Source organism: Pedobacter sp. PLR, from assembly GCF_026239675.1.
Lineage (GTDB): Bacteria > Bacteroidota > Bacteroidia > Sphingobacteriales > Sphingobacteriaceae > Pedobacter.
The window spans coordinates 179,299-194,453 of the sequence record NZ_JAPIVQ010000001.1 but is presented as its reverse complement, the minus strand read 5'-3'; the positions used below and the strand labels follow the sequence as shown (position 1 = coordinate 194,453).

At 41.4% G+C, this 15,155-nt stretch carries 12 protein-coding genes; 8 read left to right on the top strand and 4 right to left on the bottom strand.

The window, feature by feature from the left end:
• Positions 1–10: 10 nt before the first annotated feature.
• Positions 11–1,153 (bottom strand): histidine decarboxylase, encoded by a 1,143-nt coding sequence (locus OQX61_RS00805; protein ID WP_265839737.1) that lies wholly within the window; start codon positions 1,151–1,153, stop codon positions 11–13.
• 164 nt (positions 1,154–1,317) lie between these two features.
• Here OQX61_RS00805 and OQX61_RS00800 point away from each other — a divergent pair, with 164 nt between their 5' ends.
• The 3 genes from OQX61_RS00800 (at position 1,318) to OQX61_RS00790 (ending at position 4,290) form a co-directional block, all read left to right on the top strand.
• Positions 1,318–1,788 carry an Lrp/AsnC family transcriptional regulator gene (locus OQX61_RS00800; RefSeq protein WP_265839736.1) on the top strand — a complete coding sequence of 157 codons (471 nt, stop codon included), beginning with the start codon at positions 1,318–1,320 and terminating at the stop codon, positions 1,786–1,788.
• A gap of 8 nt (positions 1,789–1,796) precedes the next feature.
• Positions 1,797–2,450 (top strand): YceH family protein, encoded by a 654-nt coding sequence (locus OQX61_RS00795; protein ID WP_265839735.1) that lies wholly within the window; start codon positions 1,797–1,799, stop codon positions 2,448–2,450.
• Positions 2,451–2,550: 100 nt separating this feature from the next.
• On the top strand, positions 2,551–4,290 hold the full coding sequence (locus tag OQX61_RS00790; RefSeq protein WP_265839734.1) for a thiamine pyrophosphate-dependent enzyme: 1,740 nt from the start codon (positions 2,551–2,553) through the stop codon (positions 4,288–4,290).
• Positions 4,291–4,353: 63 nt separating this feature from the next.
• Here OQX61_RS00790 and OQX61_RS00785 read toward each other — a convergent pair whose 3' ends face one another.
• On the bottom strand, positions 4,354–4,884 hold the full coding sequence (locus tag OQX61_RS00785; protein WP_265839733.1) for an SRPBCC family protein: 531 nt from the start codon (positions 4,882–4,884) through the stop codon (positions 4,354–4,356).
• A gap of 222 nt (positions 4,885–5,106) precedes the next feature.
• On the opposite strand from OQX61_RS00785, the gene pncB reads away from it, so the two are divergent.
• Entirely contained in the window at positions 5,107–6,294 is a 1,188-nt protein-coding gene (pncB, locus tag OQX61_RS00780; RefSeq protein ID WP_265839732.1) for a nicotinate phosphoribosyltransferase, read from the top strand.
• Between the two features lie 84 nt (positions 6,295–6,378).
• Here pncB and OQX61_RS00775 read toward each other — a convergent pair whose 3' ends face one another.
• Complete coding sequence (locus tag OQX61_RS00775; RefSeq protein WP_265839731.1) at positions 6,379–6,960, bottom strand: alkylphosphonate utilization protein; 582 nt, start codon at positions 6,958–6,960, stop codon at positions 6,379–6,381.
• A gap of 435 nt (positions 6,961–7,395) precedes the next feature.
• Between OQX61_RS00775 and OQX61_RS00770 the strand changes: the two genes are divergently transcribed.
• Positions 7,396–8,700 carry a hypothetical protein gene (locus OQX61_RS00770; protein ID WP_265839730.1) on the top strand — a complete coding sequence of 435 codons (1,305 nt, stop codon included), beginning with the start codon at positions 7,396–7,398 and terminating at the stop codon, positions 8,698–8,700.
• A 62-nt stretch (positions 8,701–8,762) separates the two neighbouring features.
• Here the strand turns inward: OQX61_RS00770 and OQX61_RS00765 are convergent, their stop codons facing one another.
• On the bottom strand, positions 8,763–9,134 hold the full coding sequence (locus tag OQX61_RS00765; protein ID WP_265839729.1) for a VOC family protein: 372 nt from the start codon (positions 9,132–9,134) through the stop codon (positions 8,763–8,765).
• Positions 9,135–9,726: 592 nt separating this feature from the next.
• Between OQX61_RS00765 and OQX61_RS00760 the strand changes: the two genes are divergently transcribed.
• The 3 genes from OQX61_RS00760 to OQX61_RS00750 all read left to right on the top strand — a co-directional run bounded on the left by OQX61_RS00760 (position 9,727) and on the right by OQX61_RS00750 (position 15,149).
• A complete protein-coding gene (locus OQX61_RS00760) occupies positions 9,727–10,299 on the top strand; it encodes an RNA polymerase sigma-70 factor (protein WP_265839728.1) in 573 nt (190 codons plus the stop codon).
• A 105-nt stretch (positions 10,300–10,404) separates the two neighbouring features.
• Positions 10,405–11,514, top strand: coding sequence for a FecR family protein (locus OQX61_RS00755; protein ID WP_265839727.1), 1,110 nt, complete (start codon positions 10,405–10,407; stop codon positions 11,512–11,514).
• A gap of 221 nt (positions 11,515–11,735) precedes the next feature.
• Complete coding sequence (locus OQX61_RS00750) at positions 11,736–15,149, top strand: TonB-dependent receptor (protein WP_265839726.1); 3,414 nt, start codon at positions 11,736–11,738, stop codon at positions 15,147–15,149.
• Positions 15,150–15,155 lie beyond the last annotated feature (6 nt).

Genomic DNA, 15,155 nt, shown 5'->3' with positions numbered 1-15,155 from the left:
CTTAATATGCTTATAAGGTCAGTGCTGCAGTCAATTCAAGCTCTGCTTTTAAATCCTGTACGAAATGGTCAATCCGTGCTTTCGTTACTCCAGGCATACAAATCACATGACTATTGCCATCTTCGGTAGCAATCTGCCATTTTTGTCGCAAAGCGATAGAAGGCGCAGGGAAAACCACTGTTAATGCAGAAGGGTTGGTCCATGCCGGTACACCGATATCGTTCAAACTCTTTACAGTGTAAGCCGCCGTTTCCAGACATTCCAGAGCACGTTGTTTCAATCCTTCTTTACCCATCTTTTTAAGGGCATACCAGATGAAAATAGGGCTGTGTCCATTTCTGCTACCGGTAATTGTAGTATCCACTGTGCCGATGTAAGGAATTGCTTTTCCAATCCTGTCTTTATAATTCTTTTTTACCAGCACCAATCCGCAAGGAATAGGGGAACCGATAAATTTATGTCCGCTGATGGCCATGCTATCTGCCCCATGGTTAAAATCAAAACCTGGTTTTAAATCTAACAAGGCGCTATAAGTACCCGCTAAGGCAGCATCACAATGGATATAATGATTCTTAATGGCTTGCTTACGAAGGATCTGCTGGATTTGCTGCAAATCATCTTTTGCTTCCATCATAGTCGTGCCAATATTGGCCAGAATAATCACCGGTTGATCTCTGTGCATCCGCACCATGGCATCCAGATCCTCATAATCCATTTCCCCGTTTTTCTGGGTTCTGATCACAATACTGCGTAGGTTAAGGAGTTGAATGTTCTTTTGAACACTATAATGTGTGGCCTCAGAGTAATAAACAATACCATTAGGGTAGAGTTCACGCGCTACATATAGTCCATATAAATTACCTTCTGAACCACCATTGGTGACATAACCCCACCAGTTGTTTGCCGGTGCATTGAATAGCTCTGCGAAAAATTCCAGTACTTCCAGTTCCAGAGAACGGGAATTCAGGTCATAAGTAGATTCTACCCATGGATCACCCACATTGTTTAATGGCAGTTTTAAAAGTGGATATAGTTCCGAATAATCAAAATCCTGTGCAATAGGGTAACCGATGAAGTGCCTGGCGCGCTCTTCAGCTTGCTTCATATAGGAGCTTAAACGATCGTTATCTTTGGTGTTTAACTGAGTCTTCATTGGATAAGGTTAAAGTATCTGGTGTTTAATTCTTCAAAATTAGATAAGTGCCATATATTTTCCTTTGCTTATCTGATATTCAATAAAAAATCCTGTATTGATAACCTATGACAGTAAAAACTACCATATTTGTGTCTTGCCGGATCCTATTTCAGCAAAATACTATGATGGAGAAATTAGATAAGCTCGATACCAGGATTTTGAATATCCTGCAAAAGGACGCTTCTTTAAGTACAAAAGATATTGCCGGAGAAATTGGCTTAAGTATTTCTCCGACCCATGAACGCATAAAGCGATTGAAAGCGGAAGGATATATAGAGAAATATGTGGCTTTGGTGAATAGGGAAAAGCTGGGGAAACACCTCCTTGTGTTGTGCACCGTCACCTTAAAAGAGCAATCTATTGCCACTTTAAAGAACTTTGAGGAGTCGGTAGTTCAGTTTAAGGAGGTCCTGGAGGTTTTGTGTATTGCCGGCGGACAAGATTATCTGCTAAAGATTGTCGTGGATGATGTAGACGATTACCATACTTTTGTGGTGACTCATCTATCTTCACTTTCTAACATTTCTACTTTGAGTAGTAGTTTTGTATTAAAAGAGATCAAAAGGGAAACGGCATTCCACCTTATTTTTTAACTTAGGGCATGGAATCTATACAAAATTTGCCCGAATTAAACGCAGAGGAGCTTCGTGTGCTAGGCGTTTTAATGGAGAAATCTAAAACCACCCCTGAATATTACCCTATGACCATCAATAGCCTTACGGCTGCCTGTAATCAGAAGACCTCCCGTAAACCGGTGGTGCAGTATGATGAGCAGACGGTTGTATTGGCGCTGGATACCCTCAAAAGAAAAGGACTGATTTCAACAGCTACCGGAGGATCCAGCCGCAGTATAAAGTATAAGCATAACTTCGCAATTGTGTTCCCTGTAACGCCTCAGGAGGTAGCTATTCTTTGTTTATTAATGCTAAGAGGTCCGCAGACTCCGGGAGAATTGAATACCAATTCCGGCAGACTCTATGAATTTGAATCATTGGAAGAAGTACAATCGGTACTGGAACGTCTTACTGATGCGGAGCCTCCTTATGTGATTCAATTGCCGAGAAGGGCAGGACAAAAGGAAATGCGTTATGCACATTTGCTTTCCGGTACACCAGATTTAAATGCGGAAGAACCCTTTGAAGAATCAGCTCAGAAACCTGCCTCAGATTTAGAAAATCGTGTGGTAAAACTGGAAACAGAACTTGCAGAATTGAAAACTGCATTTGACCAGCTGATGAAAGAACTGACGGGCTAAAATCGAAAATACTAAAACTATCAATAAGACCTGGTGTTATCCTTTTATAACATCCATTTCCTGATGATCTGTGATGTTATGATCCTTAAAAAATCATACTATGTCTAAAAAAGTAGCAGAACAATTGGTCGATATGCTCGTTGATGCAGGTATTAAACGCGTGTATGCCGTAACTGGTGATAGTTTAAATGAGTTAAATGATGCGATAAGACGCAACGATAACATCCGCTGGATCCATGTGAGGCATGAAGAAGTAGGTGCCTATGCAGCTGCCGCAGAAGCAGAACTGCATGGCCTTGCCTGTTGTGCCGGCAGTAGTGGTCCTGGTCATGTTCATTTGATCAATGGTCTTTATGATGCCCATCGTGCCGGCGCCGCGGTATTGGCGATTGCCTCTACCTGTCCAACTACTGAATTCGGTTCCGGTTATTTTCAGGAAACCAATACCATCAAGCTTTTTGATGATTGTAGCCATTACAATCAAATTGCAACAACCGCGGCTCAGCTACCGAGAATGACACAGGCAGCTTTGCAACATGCATTTCACCATAAAGGGGTAGCCATCCTCGGTTTGCCTGGTGATGTGAGTAGCATGGAAGCGGTGGAGAACCTATCCTCAGATAAAACCTATTTTTCTAAAGCAACGATCTGCCCTGCAGAGGAAGAGCTACTGGCACTTTCGAGATTAATCAACCAACATAAAAAGATCGCTATATTTTGTGGAATTGGTGCTTCCGAAGCCCATGATGAAGTTGTTAAACTGGCGGAAATTTTAAAAGCTCCGGTAGGCTATTCTTTCCGCGGGAAAATGGGAATACAGTATGATAATCCTTATGAAGTAGGGATGACCGGCCTGCTGGGCCTGCCATCGGCCTACCATAGCATGCACGAAAGTGACCTGATCATTCTATTGGGCACAGATTTTCCTTACGTACCATTTATTCCACAGGATAAGGTTCTGGTGCAAATCGACAGCAAGCCGGAAAGACTGGGTAGGAGGGCAAAACTGGAAATGGGGCTACATGGCGATATCAAAACCAGCTTGAAGGCCTTAATTCCTTTATTGGATGTAAATACTGATGATAGTTTTCTGGAGGTACAGCTGAAAGTATATGAAAAGGTAAAAGAACATCTGAATACTTACGTGAAAGATAAAGGCGAAAAGGATGCTATACATCCGGAAGCCGTCGCTTTTGAAATCAATAAGCTGGCAACCGATGATGCCATTTTTACGGTAGATACCGGAATGTGTTGTGTTTGGGGTTCCAGATACATTGAGGCTACAGGAAAACGGAGTATGTTGGGCTCTTTTAACCATGGTTCAATGGCCAATGCAATGCCTCACGCCATTGGTGCAGCATTATCTAGTCCAGACCGACAAGTAGTTGCGCTGTGTGGTGATGGTGGGATTTCCATGTTGTTAGGTGATTTAGCGACGATTAAACAATATAACCTACCCATTAAACTGATCGTGTTTAACAACCGCTCTCTGGGGATGGTGAAATTAGAGATGGAAGTTGCAGGTCTTCCGGATTCCGAAACAGATATGCTGAATCCGGACTTTGCAATGCTTGCCACCGCAATGGGCATCAAAGGAATGACCATTGATGATCCCGATAATTTGGAAGAAGGAATGAAAGCTGCATTTCTGCATGATGGTCCGATATTGGTAAATGTGATGACGGATCCTAATGCGATGGCCATGCCTCCTAAAATTGAGTTCAAAATGATGAAAGGAATGGCGCTAACCATGACTAAGCTCATGTTGGGCGGGAAATTCGATGAAGTGCTGGATACTGTGAAATCCAATTACAAGCATTTAAAAAGTATCGTAGATTAACAAAAAACCGGATGGCTTAGCGGCCATCTGGTTTTTTTAATTATTGCTGTTTTGTTTATCCTGTTATTTTTCAAGAATAACTTTTAAATCATCCAATCCTTTTTGCAGGTCTTTTCCCAGCATATCTTCCATGTTGAGAAATAATAACATCAGGTTCATTGGATATTTCAGGGCACCACTAAAGCCCCATTTCACTTTGGTTTGTCCATCTGAAACGGCTTCAGTGGTCATGTAGGCATTGTCATTCGCTTCAAATGGCACTTTAAAACGCAGGGCCATTTCAATGCGTTCCCCGTCCGTTATTTTAGTAATTTCCTGCGCTCCGGCACTTCCCTTATCATCCCAGGAATACACAAAACCAACTGTGCCGTCAGTGCCCTTGTAATCTGTTTTTTTATTAGGGAATCGTCGGTTCCAAACGCTATACTGATCCTGATTTTTGATCAGTTTTAGGTAATCGAAAACCTCCTGTTTTGGCTTGTTAATAACGATCTCGCGTTCTACCGCGTATTCCTTTTTAATAAATAACGCAACGATTAAGGCCAGAACGATCAGGCCAACAATTCCGGCAAGAATCACTTTAAGAATTTTCATTGTTGTTTGGTTTAGGTTAAATTTTTCGTTTGTTAGTTTTTCTTCTCAAAATTACATAATTTATCTATTGTTCTGTTTCGGTGTATTTAAATTTCAGGCGATGTTTTCCCTGCTTATTATAAAAATAAAGGTTGTAACCTTTATAATGAGGTTCTGTAAAGCTTTTATAGGGAGAATTGAATAGAACATGGTACTTTTGGGATAAATTTTGTCGACAACCTCATGATGCAAATACAACCTACTACTGCACTTACCTCTATTCTTGATAATGATTTTTATAAAATCACGATGCAGCAGGGGGTTATTCGCTTGTTTCCGGCAGCAAAAGCACGCTATAAATTTATCAACCGGGGGAAACATTCTTTTCCTGAAGGATTTGCTAAGGCTTTAAGAGTTGCCGTAGATCAAATGGCATTGCTAAAACTGACGAAAGAGGAAAAGCATTTTCTTCAGGTAACCTGCCCGTATCTTGATCCGGTATACCTGGATTTTCTGGAAGGTTATCGCTACCAGCCGGAAGAAGTGCAGATTGAACAGGAGGGAGATCAGCTGGAAGTCCGTGTGGAAGGGTTGTGGTACCGCACCATTTTATGGGAAGTACCCTTAATGTCCCTGATCTGTGAATTGTATTATGTTATGAATGGTTCACATAGAATCAGCAATGAAGAAGTGATGCAGCTCACTGCACAAAAAATAGAAAAATATAAAGCACTAGGGGTAACCGTAGCCGAATTTGGCACAAGAAGGAGGTATTCTTATCAGGTGCACCGTTCGGTATTACAAGCCTTGAATCAATTCGGTAGCGGTTCATTTATTGGAACCAGCAACGTACATATGGCCATGATCTACCAGACTAAACCTATCGGAACGCATGCACATGAATGGTTTATGTTTCATGCAGCCAAATATGGATTTAAGATGGCTAATGCAATGGGATTAGAGCATTGGGTAAACGTATATCGTGGAGATCTGGGAATTGCATTGTCTGATACTTACACCACGGAAGTGTTTTTTAGTCAGTTCGACAAGATGTTTTCCAAATTATTTGATGGCGTAAGGCACGATAGCGGTGATCCGGTTTTATTTGCAGATAAAGTGATCAGGCATTACCAGCGTATGGGGATTGATCCAAAATCTAAGACTATTATATTTTCTGATGGGCTTAATTATGATAAAGTGGAACGAATATCAGCACATTGCCAGGGGAAAATAGGAATGTCATTTGGGATCGGGACCAATTTAACCAATGATGCCGGCCCGGATCCTATGAATATTGTGATCAAAATGACCGAAGCGCAGCCTAAAGACGGGGAGTGGACCGAAGTGGTGAAACTATCCGATGAGCATGGCAAATATACAGGCACGGAACGCATGATCAATCTGGCCAAAACGATATTGCAGATCGATTAATCCAATGGGATATTTTATTCCTTGAAACAAAAAGCGCGTTGCAGTTAATTTTGCAGCGCGCTTTTTATTTGGTGTCAAACAAGGTTATGCACCTTGTTTTCTCGTATATTTTGTAAGGATTACAATGACTTGTCCTTCGATTTTTCCTTCAATCTGATCGGTATTGTTATCCACTAAACGGATGTTTTTTACTACGGTACCCATTTTAGCATTTAAAGTAGAACCTTTCACGTCTAAAGATTTTGTCAGTACAATAGAATCTCCTGCCTGAAGTATAGCACCGTTGCAATCTTTATGAAGTTCAACGGCTGCATCATTGTCAAGATCGGCGGCTTTAGCCCATGCCAAACGGTCTTCATCCAGGTACATCATGTCCAGGTTGTCCATTGCCCAGCTTTCATTGCTCAGACGGTTCAGCATACGCCAGGAAACTACCTGTACACCAGGAACCTCACTCCACATACTGCCGCTCAGACATTGCCAGTGCTTACTGTCCAGTTCTTCTTTTTTCTCAATCTGAGCCAAACATTTATCACAAATCAGGATGCAGTTATCGGCAGTGTTTGCAGTTTGAGGAGGCACTTCATATACGCTAAGCGTTTCCGCAGATTGGCATAATTCACATTTGTTTTCACTTCTATTCTGCAATTGTTCTTCCAGTTTCATGGTCCTTATATTAAAAATGTTCTTGTAATTGAATCAAAGGGGCGAAGATAATTATTTTAGATGGCAAACAGGCTGTTGAACGGTATATGTTATGGGCTGAGGACAAAATCGACGGCCGCCTGTGCATGAATCTAAGGCTGATGAGTGTTGCGCTTTGATACCAGTTGTTTCCCCTGGTTTAATTCAGGTGCTCTTTATATGTATATACATGTTGCGTCATTTGTTCTATGTCTATGTATCATTGTTAATGCTCTTGTTTTGAGTGTTTTTAAATGCTGTTCGCCGGTTCCGTATAAAATAAAATTTGTGGTTTAAAAATTAATGTGTAAATATGTACATACAATATAATCAGGTAGATAGCCAGGCTTGAATAAGGCTGATGGACGCTGTTCCAGGGAGCCTTGCCGAATCTAAAAGGATTTAAACAGATCACACATGAAAATAAAAACAGTAGTATTAGGTTGTCTTGGTGTTGTTGCTTTATACAGTAATACCAATGCGCAAAAGGTATTGAATACCAGCGCCGCAAAGGAAGTTAAGGCAATTACTCCTCTGGCGGATTCGGTAAAGCGCATGGCTGAAAAGCTGGTGAAATCCGGATTTACAGCAGGCGATGGTTATGCTGAAGTGTGGATCAGAGATTTAAATACTTTTGTTTCCGTTGCTTGTGAAGTAAATGATAAAGCGCAGATCAAAAAGCATTTATTGACGTTTTTCGATTTCCAGCAGCCAGATGGGGCTATTCTGGATGGATATGTTCCGAAAAAACCTGGTGGTGTTTCCTATAATTTTTACCATTCTAAACTGGCTCCAAACTATGCGGGACATAAGAATACGGTAGAAACGGATCAGGAAACTTCTTTAGTACAAGCTGTCGCGAAATATATAAAGGGAACAGGGGATCACTCGATTCTTAAAGAACAAATTGAGGGTCAGCCGGTGCAAAGGCATTTGGAACGTGCCATGGAATTTCTGTTAAAGGATCGTTTTGTGAAAAAGTACGGATTGATCTGGGGAGCTACTACGGTAGACTGGGGAGATGTACAGCCAGAGCATAGCTGGGGCGTAGTGTTAGATTCTAACTCTCACAGGACCATTGATATCTATGATAATGCGATGTTTATCATCGCCATCAACGACTTTTTAAGTATTGCTGATTTATCTGATGCTCAGAAGAAACATTGGAAAGGTATCAGGGACAGCATTGCTACCAATACCAGGAAACATCTTTGGGATAAGAAACAACAGAAATTCATTCCACATATTTATCTGGAAGGCTCGCCGTTTCCAGCTTCTTTCAACGAGTCGGAGATTTATTACCATGGAGGAACCGCAGTGGCGATCGAAGCAGGATTGTTGAGTAAGGAAGAAGTTCGTCATGCTTATCAAAGGATGCAGGAAAATGTTAAGAAAGCCAATGCTGCCAGCATCGGACTAACCATTTATCCGGTTTACCCTGAGGGCTTTTTCAAAAACGCAGGAATGGGACCTTATTCTTACCAGAATGGGGGAGATTGGACCTGGTTTGGCGGAAGAATGGTTACTCAACTGATACGTTATGACCTGATCGCAGAGGCTTGCGAGGCCATGAAGCCAATGTTGGACCGTGTAGTTGCAAACAAGGGCTTTTATGAATGGTACACGCCGGATAATAAACCTAAGGGTTCTGCCAGCTTTAGAGGCGAAGCAGGGGTATTGTGGACGGCAATTACCGATCTGGAAGCAAAAACCGGAAAATAAATAAAAAAAGGCTGTAGAACGTTCTGTTCTATAGCCTTGATAAAGCGTGTTTCTTTCTTAATTTAAACGTGCTGGTCGATAAGAACAGGGTTCCCATCCGGATCGATCAGAATAATACTGGCTGGTCCGCTTGTGTTTTCATCCGCTTCAGTTTCTAATTTAACGCCTGCATTTTTCAAATGACGCTGAATAACCCTGACATCATCAAAGGAGTCGAGGAGTTTCGCATGCTCATCCCAACCCGGATTAAAGGTGATCATGTTTTTTTCAAACATCCCCTCAAATAAACCAATTAAAGCATTGCCATTTTTCATAATGAGGTAATTCATGTCCAGACTGCCGGCAAACACACTGAACCCAAGATTTTCATAAAATTGTTTGGAAGCCTTAATGTCTTTTACATTCAGGCTGATAGAGCAGGCACCTAATTTCATATGTTATTAATTTAAGATTGAACATCATTTAATGCCAGGTATGGTGCTTTTTTGGTTAACAGCAGACTTATACCCTGGTATTAAAAGTACTAAATGTTTTTGTGATCAGGTAATGTCTGATGTTAAGCTTTGCTGTTATAACTATAAGGCCATTTCCCTTGATCAATAATAGAACAAACAGGTTTCTGAAAAGAATTTTGTTAAAAAATTCGGCCTGACTTCCATACCAGGGTTTATCCTGATTGGTCCTGATGGAAAAGTAATTGATAACGATACGAAAAGCCCCTCAAATCCGGACTTAGTAGCCTAATTAAATGGATTGCTTGAAGGAAAATAATTAGAATAAAGAGGTAGTTATTTCAGGATTATTAGCCCCGGTTCAATTAATATGTAATACAACATTGGTCTTTATTGATCAATTTATTGTCTGTTGCAAAATGGACTTTAAGTTCAATAGCTTTAATTATTCAATGGTTTTTACGTTCTCTAACCCTTAATCGTTGTTGTTAACGATTGAGGGTTCTTTTTAGGTAAGAAAATCGGAGGTTGCTATCTATCTGAATATTATATATATTCGCTTTATATAATTATTATGTCATACAATATAACCGATGGGGATCAGGAATTATTGCAGCTACTTCAAGGGGGAAGTAGGGAGGCATATCTGCAGGTTTATAAAAAATATCAGCGTTTGTTGTTCCTTTATGCCTTTAGAAAATTAAACAACCAGGAGGAAGCCGAGGATGTAGTTCAGGAGGTATTCATTTCCTTTTGGAATAAATGCAACACGCTAAGCGCTGAGGTGTCTATTGCCGGTTATTTATATCGTGCAGTACGAAACCGGGCCTTAAATATCTTTGCACACCGGGAGATCGAGAATAAATACCTGGAATCTTTAGATGACTTTTTAGAGCGTAATTATGATAGTGCCGATAATCTGATTCGCGAGCGTCAGATTGCCGCATGGATTGCCGCTGAAATCGACAGACTGCCTCCAAAGATGCGGGAGGTCTTTGAACTGAGCAGAAAAGGCCATTTATCCTATAAGGAGATCTCTTTGGAGTTGAACATATCTGAATATACCGTAGCTACTCAGATCAAAAGGGCACTCAAAATATTACGAACTAAACTGGGAACTTGCATTTTTTTACATATTTTTTTCTAGCCTGTACCTTAAGGTCATTACTTACCTGTTATTGATTACGAAGAGCCTCAGTTACCGTTAATCAGGCAACCTGCAGGATTCTTAAGATTATGACCCGGATACCTTATGAAGGCTAAAGAGCTATTAGAGAAATATCGTGCGAACCAATGTACTGAAGAGGAACGGATTCAATTACAGAACTGGTTTCATCAGCTGGATCTGGAAAAGGAGACTGGTTTAACCCTGGATGAGCTGGATAGGATTGAAGCACAGAGCTGGGAGACCATCCATCAGGAAACTCATCCAAAGAAAATCAAATTATGGCCATCAATCGCCGCTGCGGCAGTGCTGCTGATCGGAGTTGGTATCGGCTATTATGTAAATCAACAACAAGATCATTCAGAAAAAGTAAAAATTGCATTTCAGGACATTCTTCCCGGAGGAAATAAGGCATTCTTAATATTGGCCAACGGGAAACGGATCTCTTTAACAGACGCAAAAAATGGAAGTGTAGCGAATCAATCGGGCATCAATATCACCAAAACAGCAGATGGTAAACTGGTATATATAGTAAAGAACAGGGAAACCGGAGACAGCAACTTATCAAATACCATTGAAACTCCGGTAGGGGGGCAATATGAAGTCGTCCTTCCTGACGGAACTCTAGTTACACTCAACACCGCTTCTTCGATAACTTTTCCCACTTCTTTCGAGTCAAAAAACGAACGTCGTGTCAGCTTAAAGGGCGAAGCTTATTTTGAAGTGGCTAAAAATAAAAACCAACCATTTAAAGTTCAGACGGCCTTGCAGGAAGTCGTTGTTTTGGGGACTCATTTTAACATTAATGCTTATGCCGATGAGGACCTCACACAAACCACCTTATTAGAAGGAAGTGTCAGGGTGGCGGCGACCGGTAAAAAAGCAAAACTCCTTGTTCCGGGAGAGCAATCCTTGATAAATGAGGATCAATTTGAGGTACAGCAGGTAGATGTAGAGAGTGCGGTAGCCTGGCAAAATGGAAAGTTCACATTTGAAAATGAATCCGTAGAAGCTGTGATGCGTAAAATCGCGAGATGGTACGATGTCGAAGTGATTTATAAAGGTGATTTCAGCAAGATCAGATTATTGGGTTCAGTTTCCCGCAAAAAGAAACTTTCAGAGGTATTGCGGGTAATCCAGCTGAGCCGTAAAGTTAAATTTAAAGTCGAAGGAAGGAGGGTCACCGTCATGCCATAAAGCTACCCAAATACATGACCTGGTGAAAGAACCGAAAGCGCGGGAACGCTTCCGGTTAAATGAGCTGGGTTATGGTTTCCGTCGAATCATTTCAAGCAATCAACTAAACCGGAAACAGGAGTTAACCACCTGTTTCATTAAACCAACTAACCAAATGTATGAATTTTTGTAATATAAGTGCGTGCTGGAATTCCAGCACAGCAACCAGGATAATATGCACTATGAAACTAATTATCTTATTGGTCACCACAGCCATCCTACAAGTCAGTGCGGCGGGTTATGCCCAGAAAAACATTACGGTAACCGCACGTAATTCTTCACTGGAGAGTATATTGAAAACCCTCGGGAAACAAAGCGGTTTTGACCTTGTTGTAGTCTCCAGTACACTCGCAAAAGCTGCTCCGGTAAACATCTCCGTAAGTAATGTTTCTCTGGAGGAAGCCTTAAAGATTTGTTTTAAAAATCAACCGTTTGAATACTCCATTGATACCGAAACGATCATTGTTCAGGAGAAGCAGGGGGCGGTTCAGAAAATTAAAGCCGCATTTTCCTATAAAATATCCGGGGAAGTGCGCGATGAATTATCAAACCCAATTCCGGGTGTAAACGTGGTTGTCGTACATGGCAGCCATAAAACAAGCACCAATAGCCAGGGTAAATATACCATCGAAGTAGAACCAACAGACACGCTGGAGTTCTCTTATATCGGCTATAAGAAACAAATCATGCCTGTGCGTAACAGAATGGACCTCAATGTGGTACTGGAGCCTACTCAGGGAAGTCTCGATGAAGTACTTGTGGTAGGTTATGGCAAGCAAAAAAGTTCACAACTGGTGAGTTCCATCTCCACGATTAAGGGCGAACAGCTGCAATTGCCGGGCAGGAGTTTACAGAATGGCTTAGCCGGTCAGGTTGCCGGTTTGTTTGCTGTTCAAAGAAGCGGAGAGCCGGGATATGACAACGCCGAAATCTGGATCCGGGGAATCAGTTCCTTTGCCGGAGGAACCGGAGCATTAGTGCTGGTAGATGGAGTACCCAGGAAAATATCGGACATCAGTCCGGAAGAAGTAGAAACTTTCACCATTTTGAAAGACGCTTCGGCAACGGCAATTTATGGTGCTGAAGGTGCGAATGGGGTAATCCTGGTCACTTCCAAAAGAGGGAAGAATCAAAAAACTACGATAGATTTCAGGGCAGACTACAATGTGAATCAACCAACAAGAACCATCAATTTTTTGGGCTCTGCTGATTTCCTCCGTCTTTATAATGAAGCAAAATGGAATACAGAAGGCAATCCGAATATGAGCTCTTTTATTCCATATAAAACAGAGGCCGAAATCGCTAAATATGCCAGTGGCGAGGATCCCGATTTATACCCGAGTACCAATTGGATGGACCTGCTGAAAAAAGATGCAATCAGCCAAAGATACGCCCTTAATTTCCGTGGTGGTGGCGATAAACTACGCTTTTTTGTGGCCACTTCTTATTATACCGAAGAAGGATTGTTTAAATCCAACCCGGTAGATGCCAATGAATTTGCGAAAACGGCAAAGTACAATACCAATATTGGCTTAGACCGTTATAATTTAAGGTCTAATGTAGATTTGGACATTAGTAAAACGACCCTTTTACGTGTTGATATGAGCGGTCAGTACCTGACTACCAATTATCCGGGTACAGGAACAGCCACCATATTTTCCAATATGATGCGGAGTGCCCCTCATCTGATTCCGATGATCTACTCTAATAATTTTCCATCCAGGTATAGTGCTGCCGCCGGATATGAAAACCCTTACAACCAGTTGAACTTCTCAGGCTACACCAAAGAATATCGTGTGGCTTTACAAACGAATGTAGGATTGGAGCAAAAATTACCGTTTATACCAGGTTTACTGCTGAAAGGGAATGTAAGTTTTGATACCGACTTTAACTCTCTGGTTTCCCGTACACGTACCCCAAGTCAGTTTCTGGCCACAGGAAGGGATGCGGACGGGAATCTGGTTTTCAGGAAAATTATAAACGGATTAAATACTGCTACTGAAGCTGCTGGTGGTGGGTTTTCAGAGGGTAATAAGCGAATTTATATGGAAACTTCCTTGAATTATAACCGCGCTTTTTCTGAAGACCATTCTGTGTCCGGCTTACTGTTGTACATGCAGAAGGAAAGTCAGCTGCAAAACAACCCGTACTTGTATAAAAAACAAGGTATTGTTGGACGCGGTAGCTATGGCTATAAAGACAAATACTTTTTTGATGCCAGTTTCGGATTTACCGGAAGTGAGAACTTTGCAGCAGGAAATAGATTTGGATTCTTCCCTGCATTGGGCCTGGGCTATACCATATCTAATGAAAAAGGATTGAAAAGTATGTTCAGTGCCATAGGTGTGGACCGGTTAAAGTTAAGACTATCGATAGGACGTGCAGGAAATGATCAGGTTTCCAATGCAAGATTCCCTTATAAAGAGGCGCTGACCTGGTCTTCTGAAAGCACAAATCTAGGTATGACTTCCGGTGGAGGGACAAATAATACCGGCAATATGATCTATGAAAACAAAGCTTATAACCCGGATATCAGTTGGGAGATCGAAGAAAAACGAAACATAGGAATTGACCTGATGGCCTTTAAGGGGGCGCTTGATTTTACGATTGATTACTTTAACAACAGAAGACACGATATCCTTTTACAGCGGAACACGGTAAATCAGGTAGCTGGTTTTATGAACAACCCATTTCAGAATTTTGGAGTCGTGACCAATAAAGGGATTGATGCGAGTCTTAATGCCAACAGAAAGTTTGGCGAATTGGGTGTAAGTGTAAGGGGAACTTTCACCTATGCGCACAATAAAATCATCGAAATGGATGAAATTCCGAGACCCAATGCTTATCAAAATTCTACGGGAACAAGTATCGCTCAGGTAGATGCATGGGTGGCAGAACGCTTGTATACCGACAATGATTTTGACATCAGCACCAATGCGGTAAATGGTGCTAAATCTTACGTCTTAAAACAAGGAATACCAGTATCGAAATTCGGTCCGGTTTATCCTGGAAACATCAAGTATGTGGATTTAAACAATGATGGTGTAGTTGATGACAGCGACTGGACTAAATTACCTCCGAATGCGAGACCTTTAAATCCTGAGATCATTTATGGTTTTGGTCTCAATTTGACCTATAAAGGATTTTATGCCAGCGCCTTTTTTCAGGGAGTGGGCAATACAAGTTTGTATTTAGAGCCTTCATTAACGATGCCATTTATCGGAGTTGATCCGATGACCACCTCGGCAAAGAGCTTTTCAACAGATCGCTGGTCGGTAGAAAACCCGAATCCATCGGCAATGCTACCACGTTTGCAGTTGAACAATACCAATTTGAATGACAATCGCAGAAGCACCTGGTTCCTTAGAAGTGGAAGTTTCTTAAGGTTCAAAAACATGGAATTGGGCTATGCCTTCACTAAAAAGCAATTGGAAAAAATAGGCATTCAAGGTTTAAGGGTGTATGCACTCGGACAAAACTTAGGCATCATCTGGGATGATATTAAGTTTTATGATCCAGAACAAGGTAACGCTTCCTCAGGGTTGAGGTATCCTATTCAACGCACAATTAATTTCGGAGTAGAATTAAAGTTTTAAAAAGTC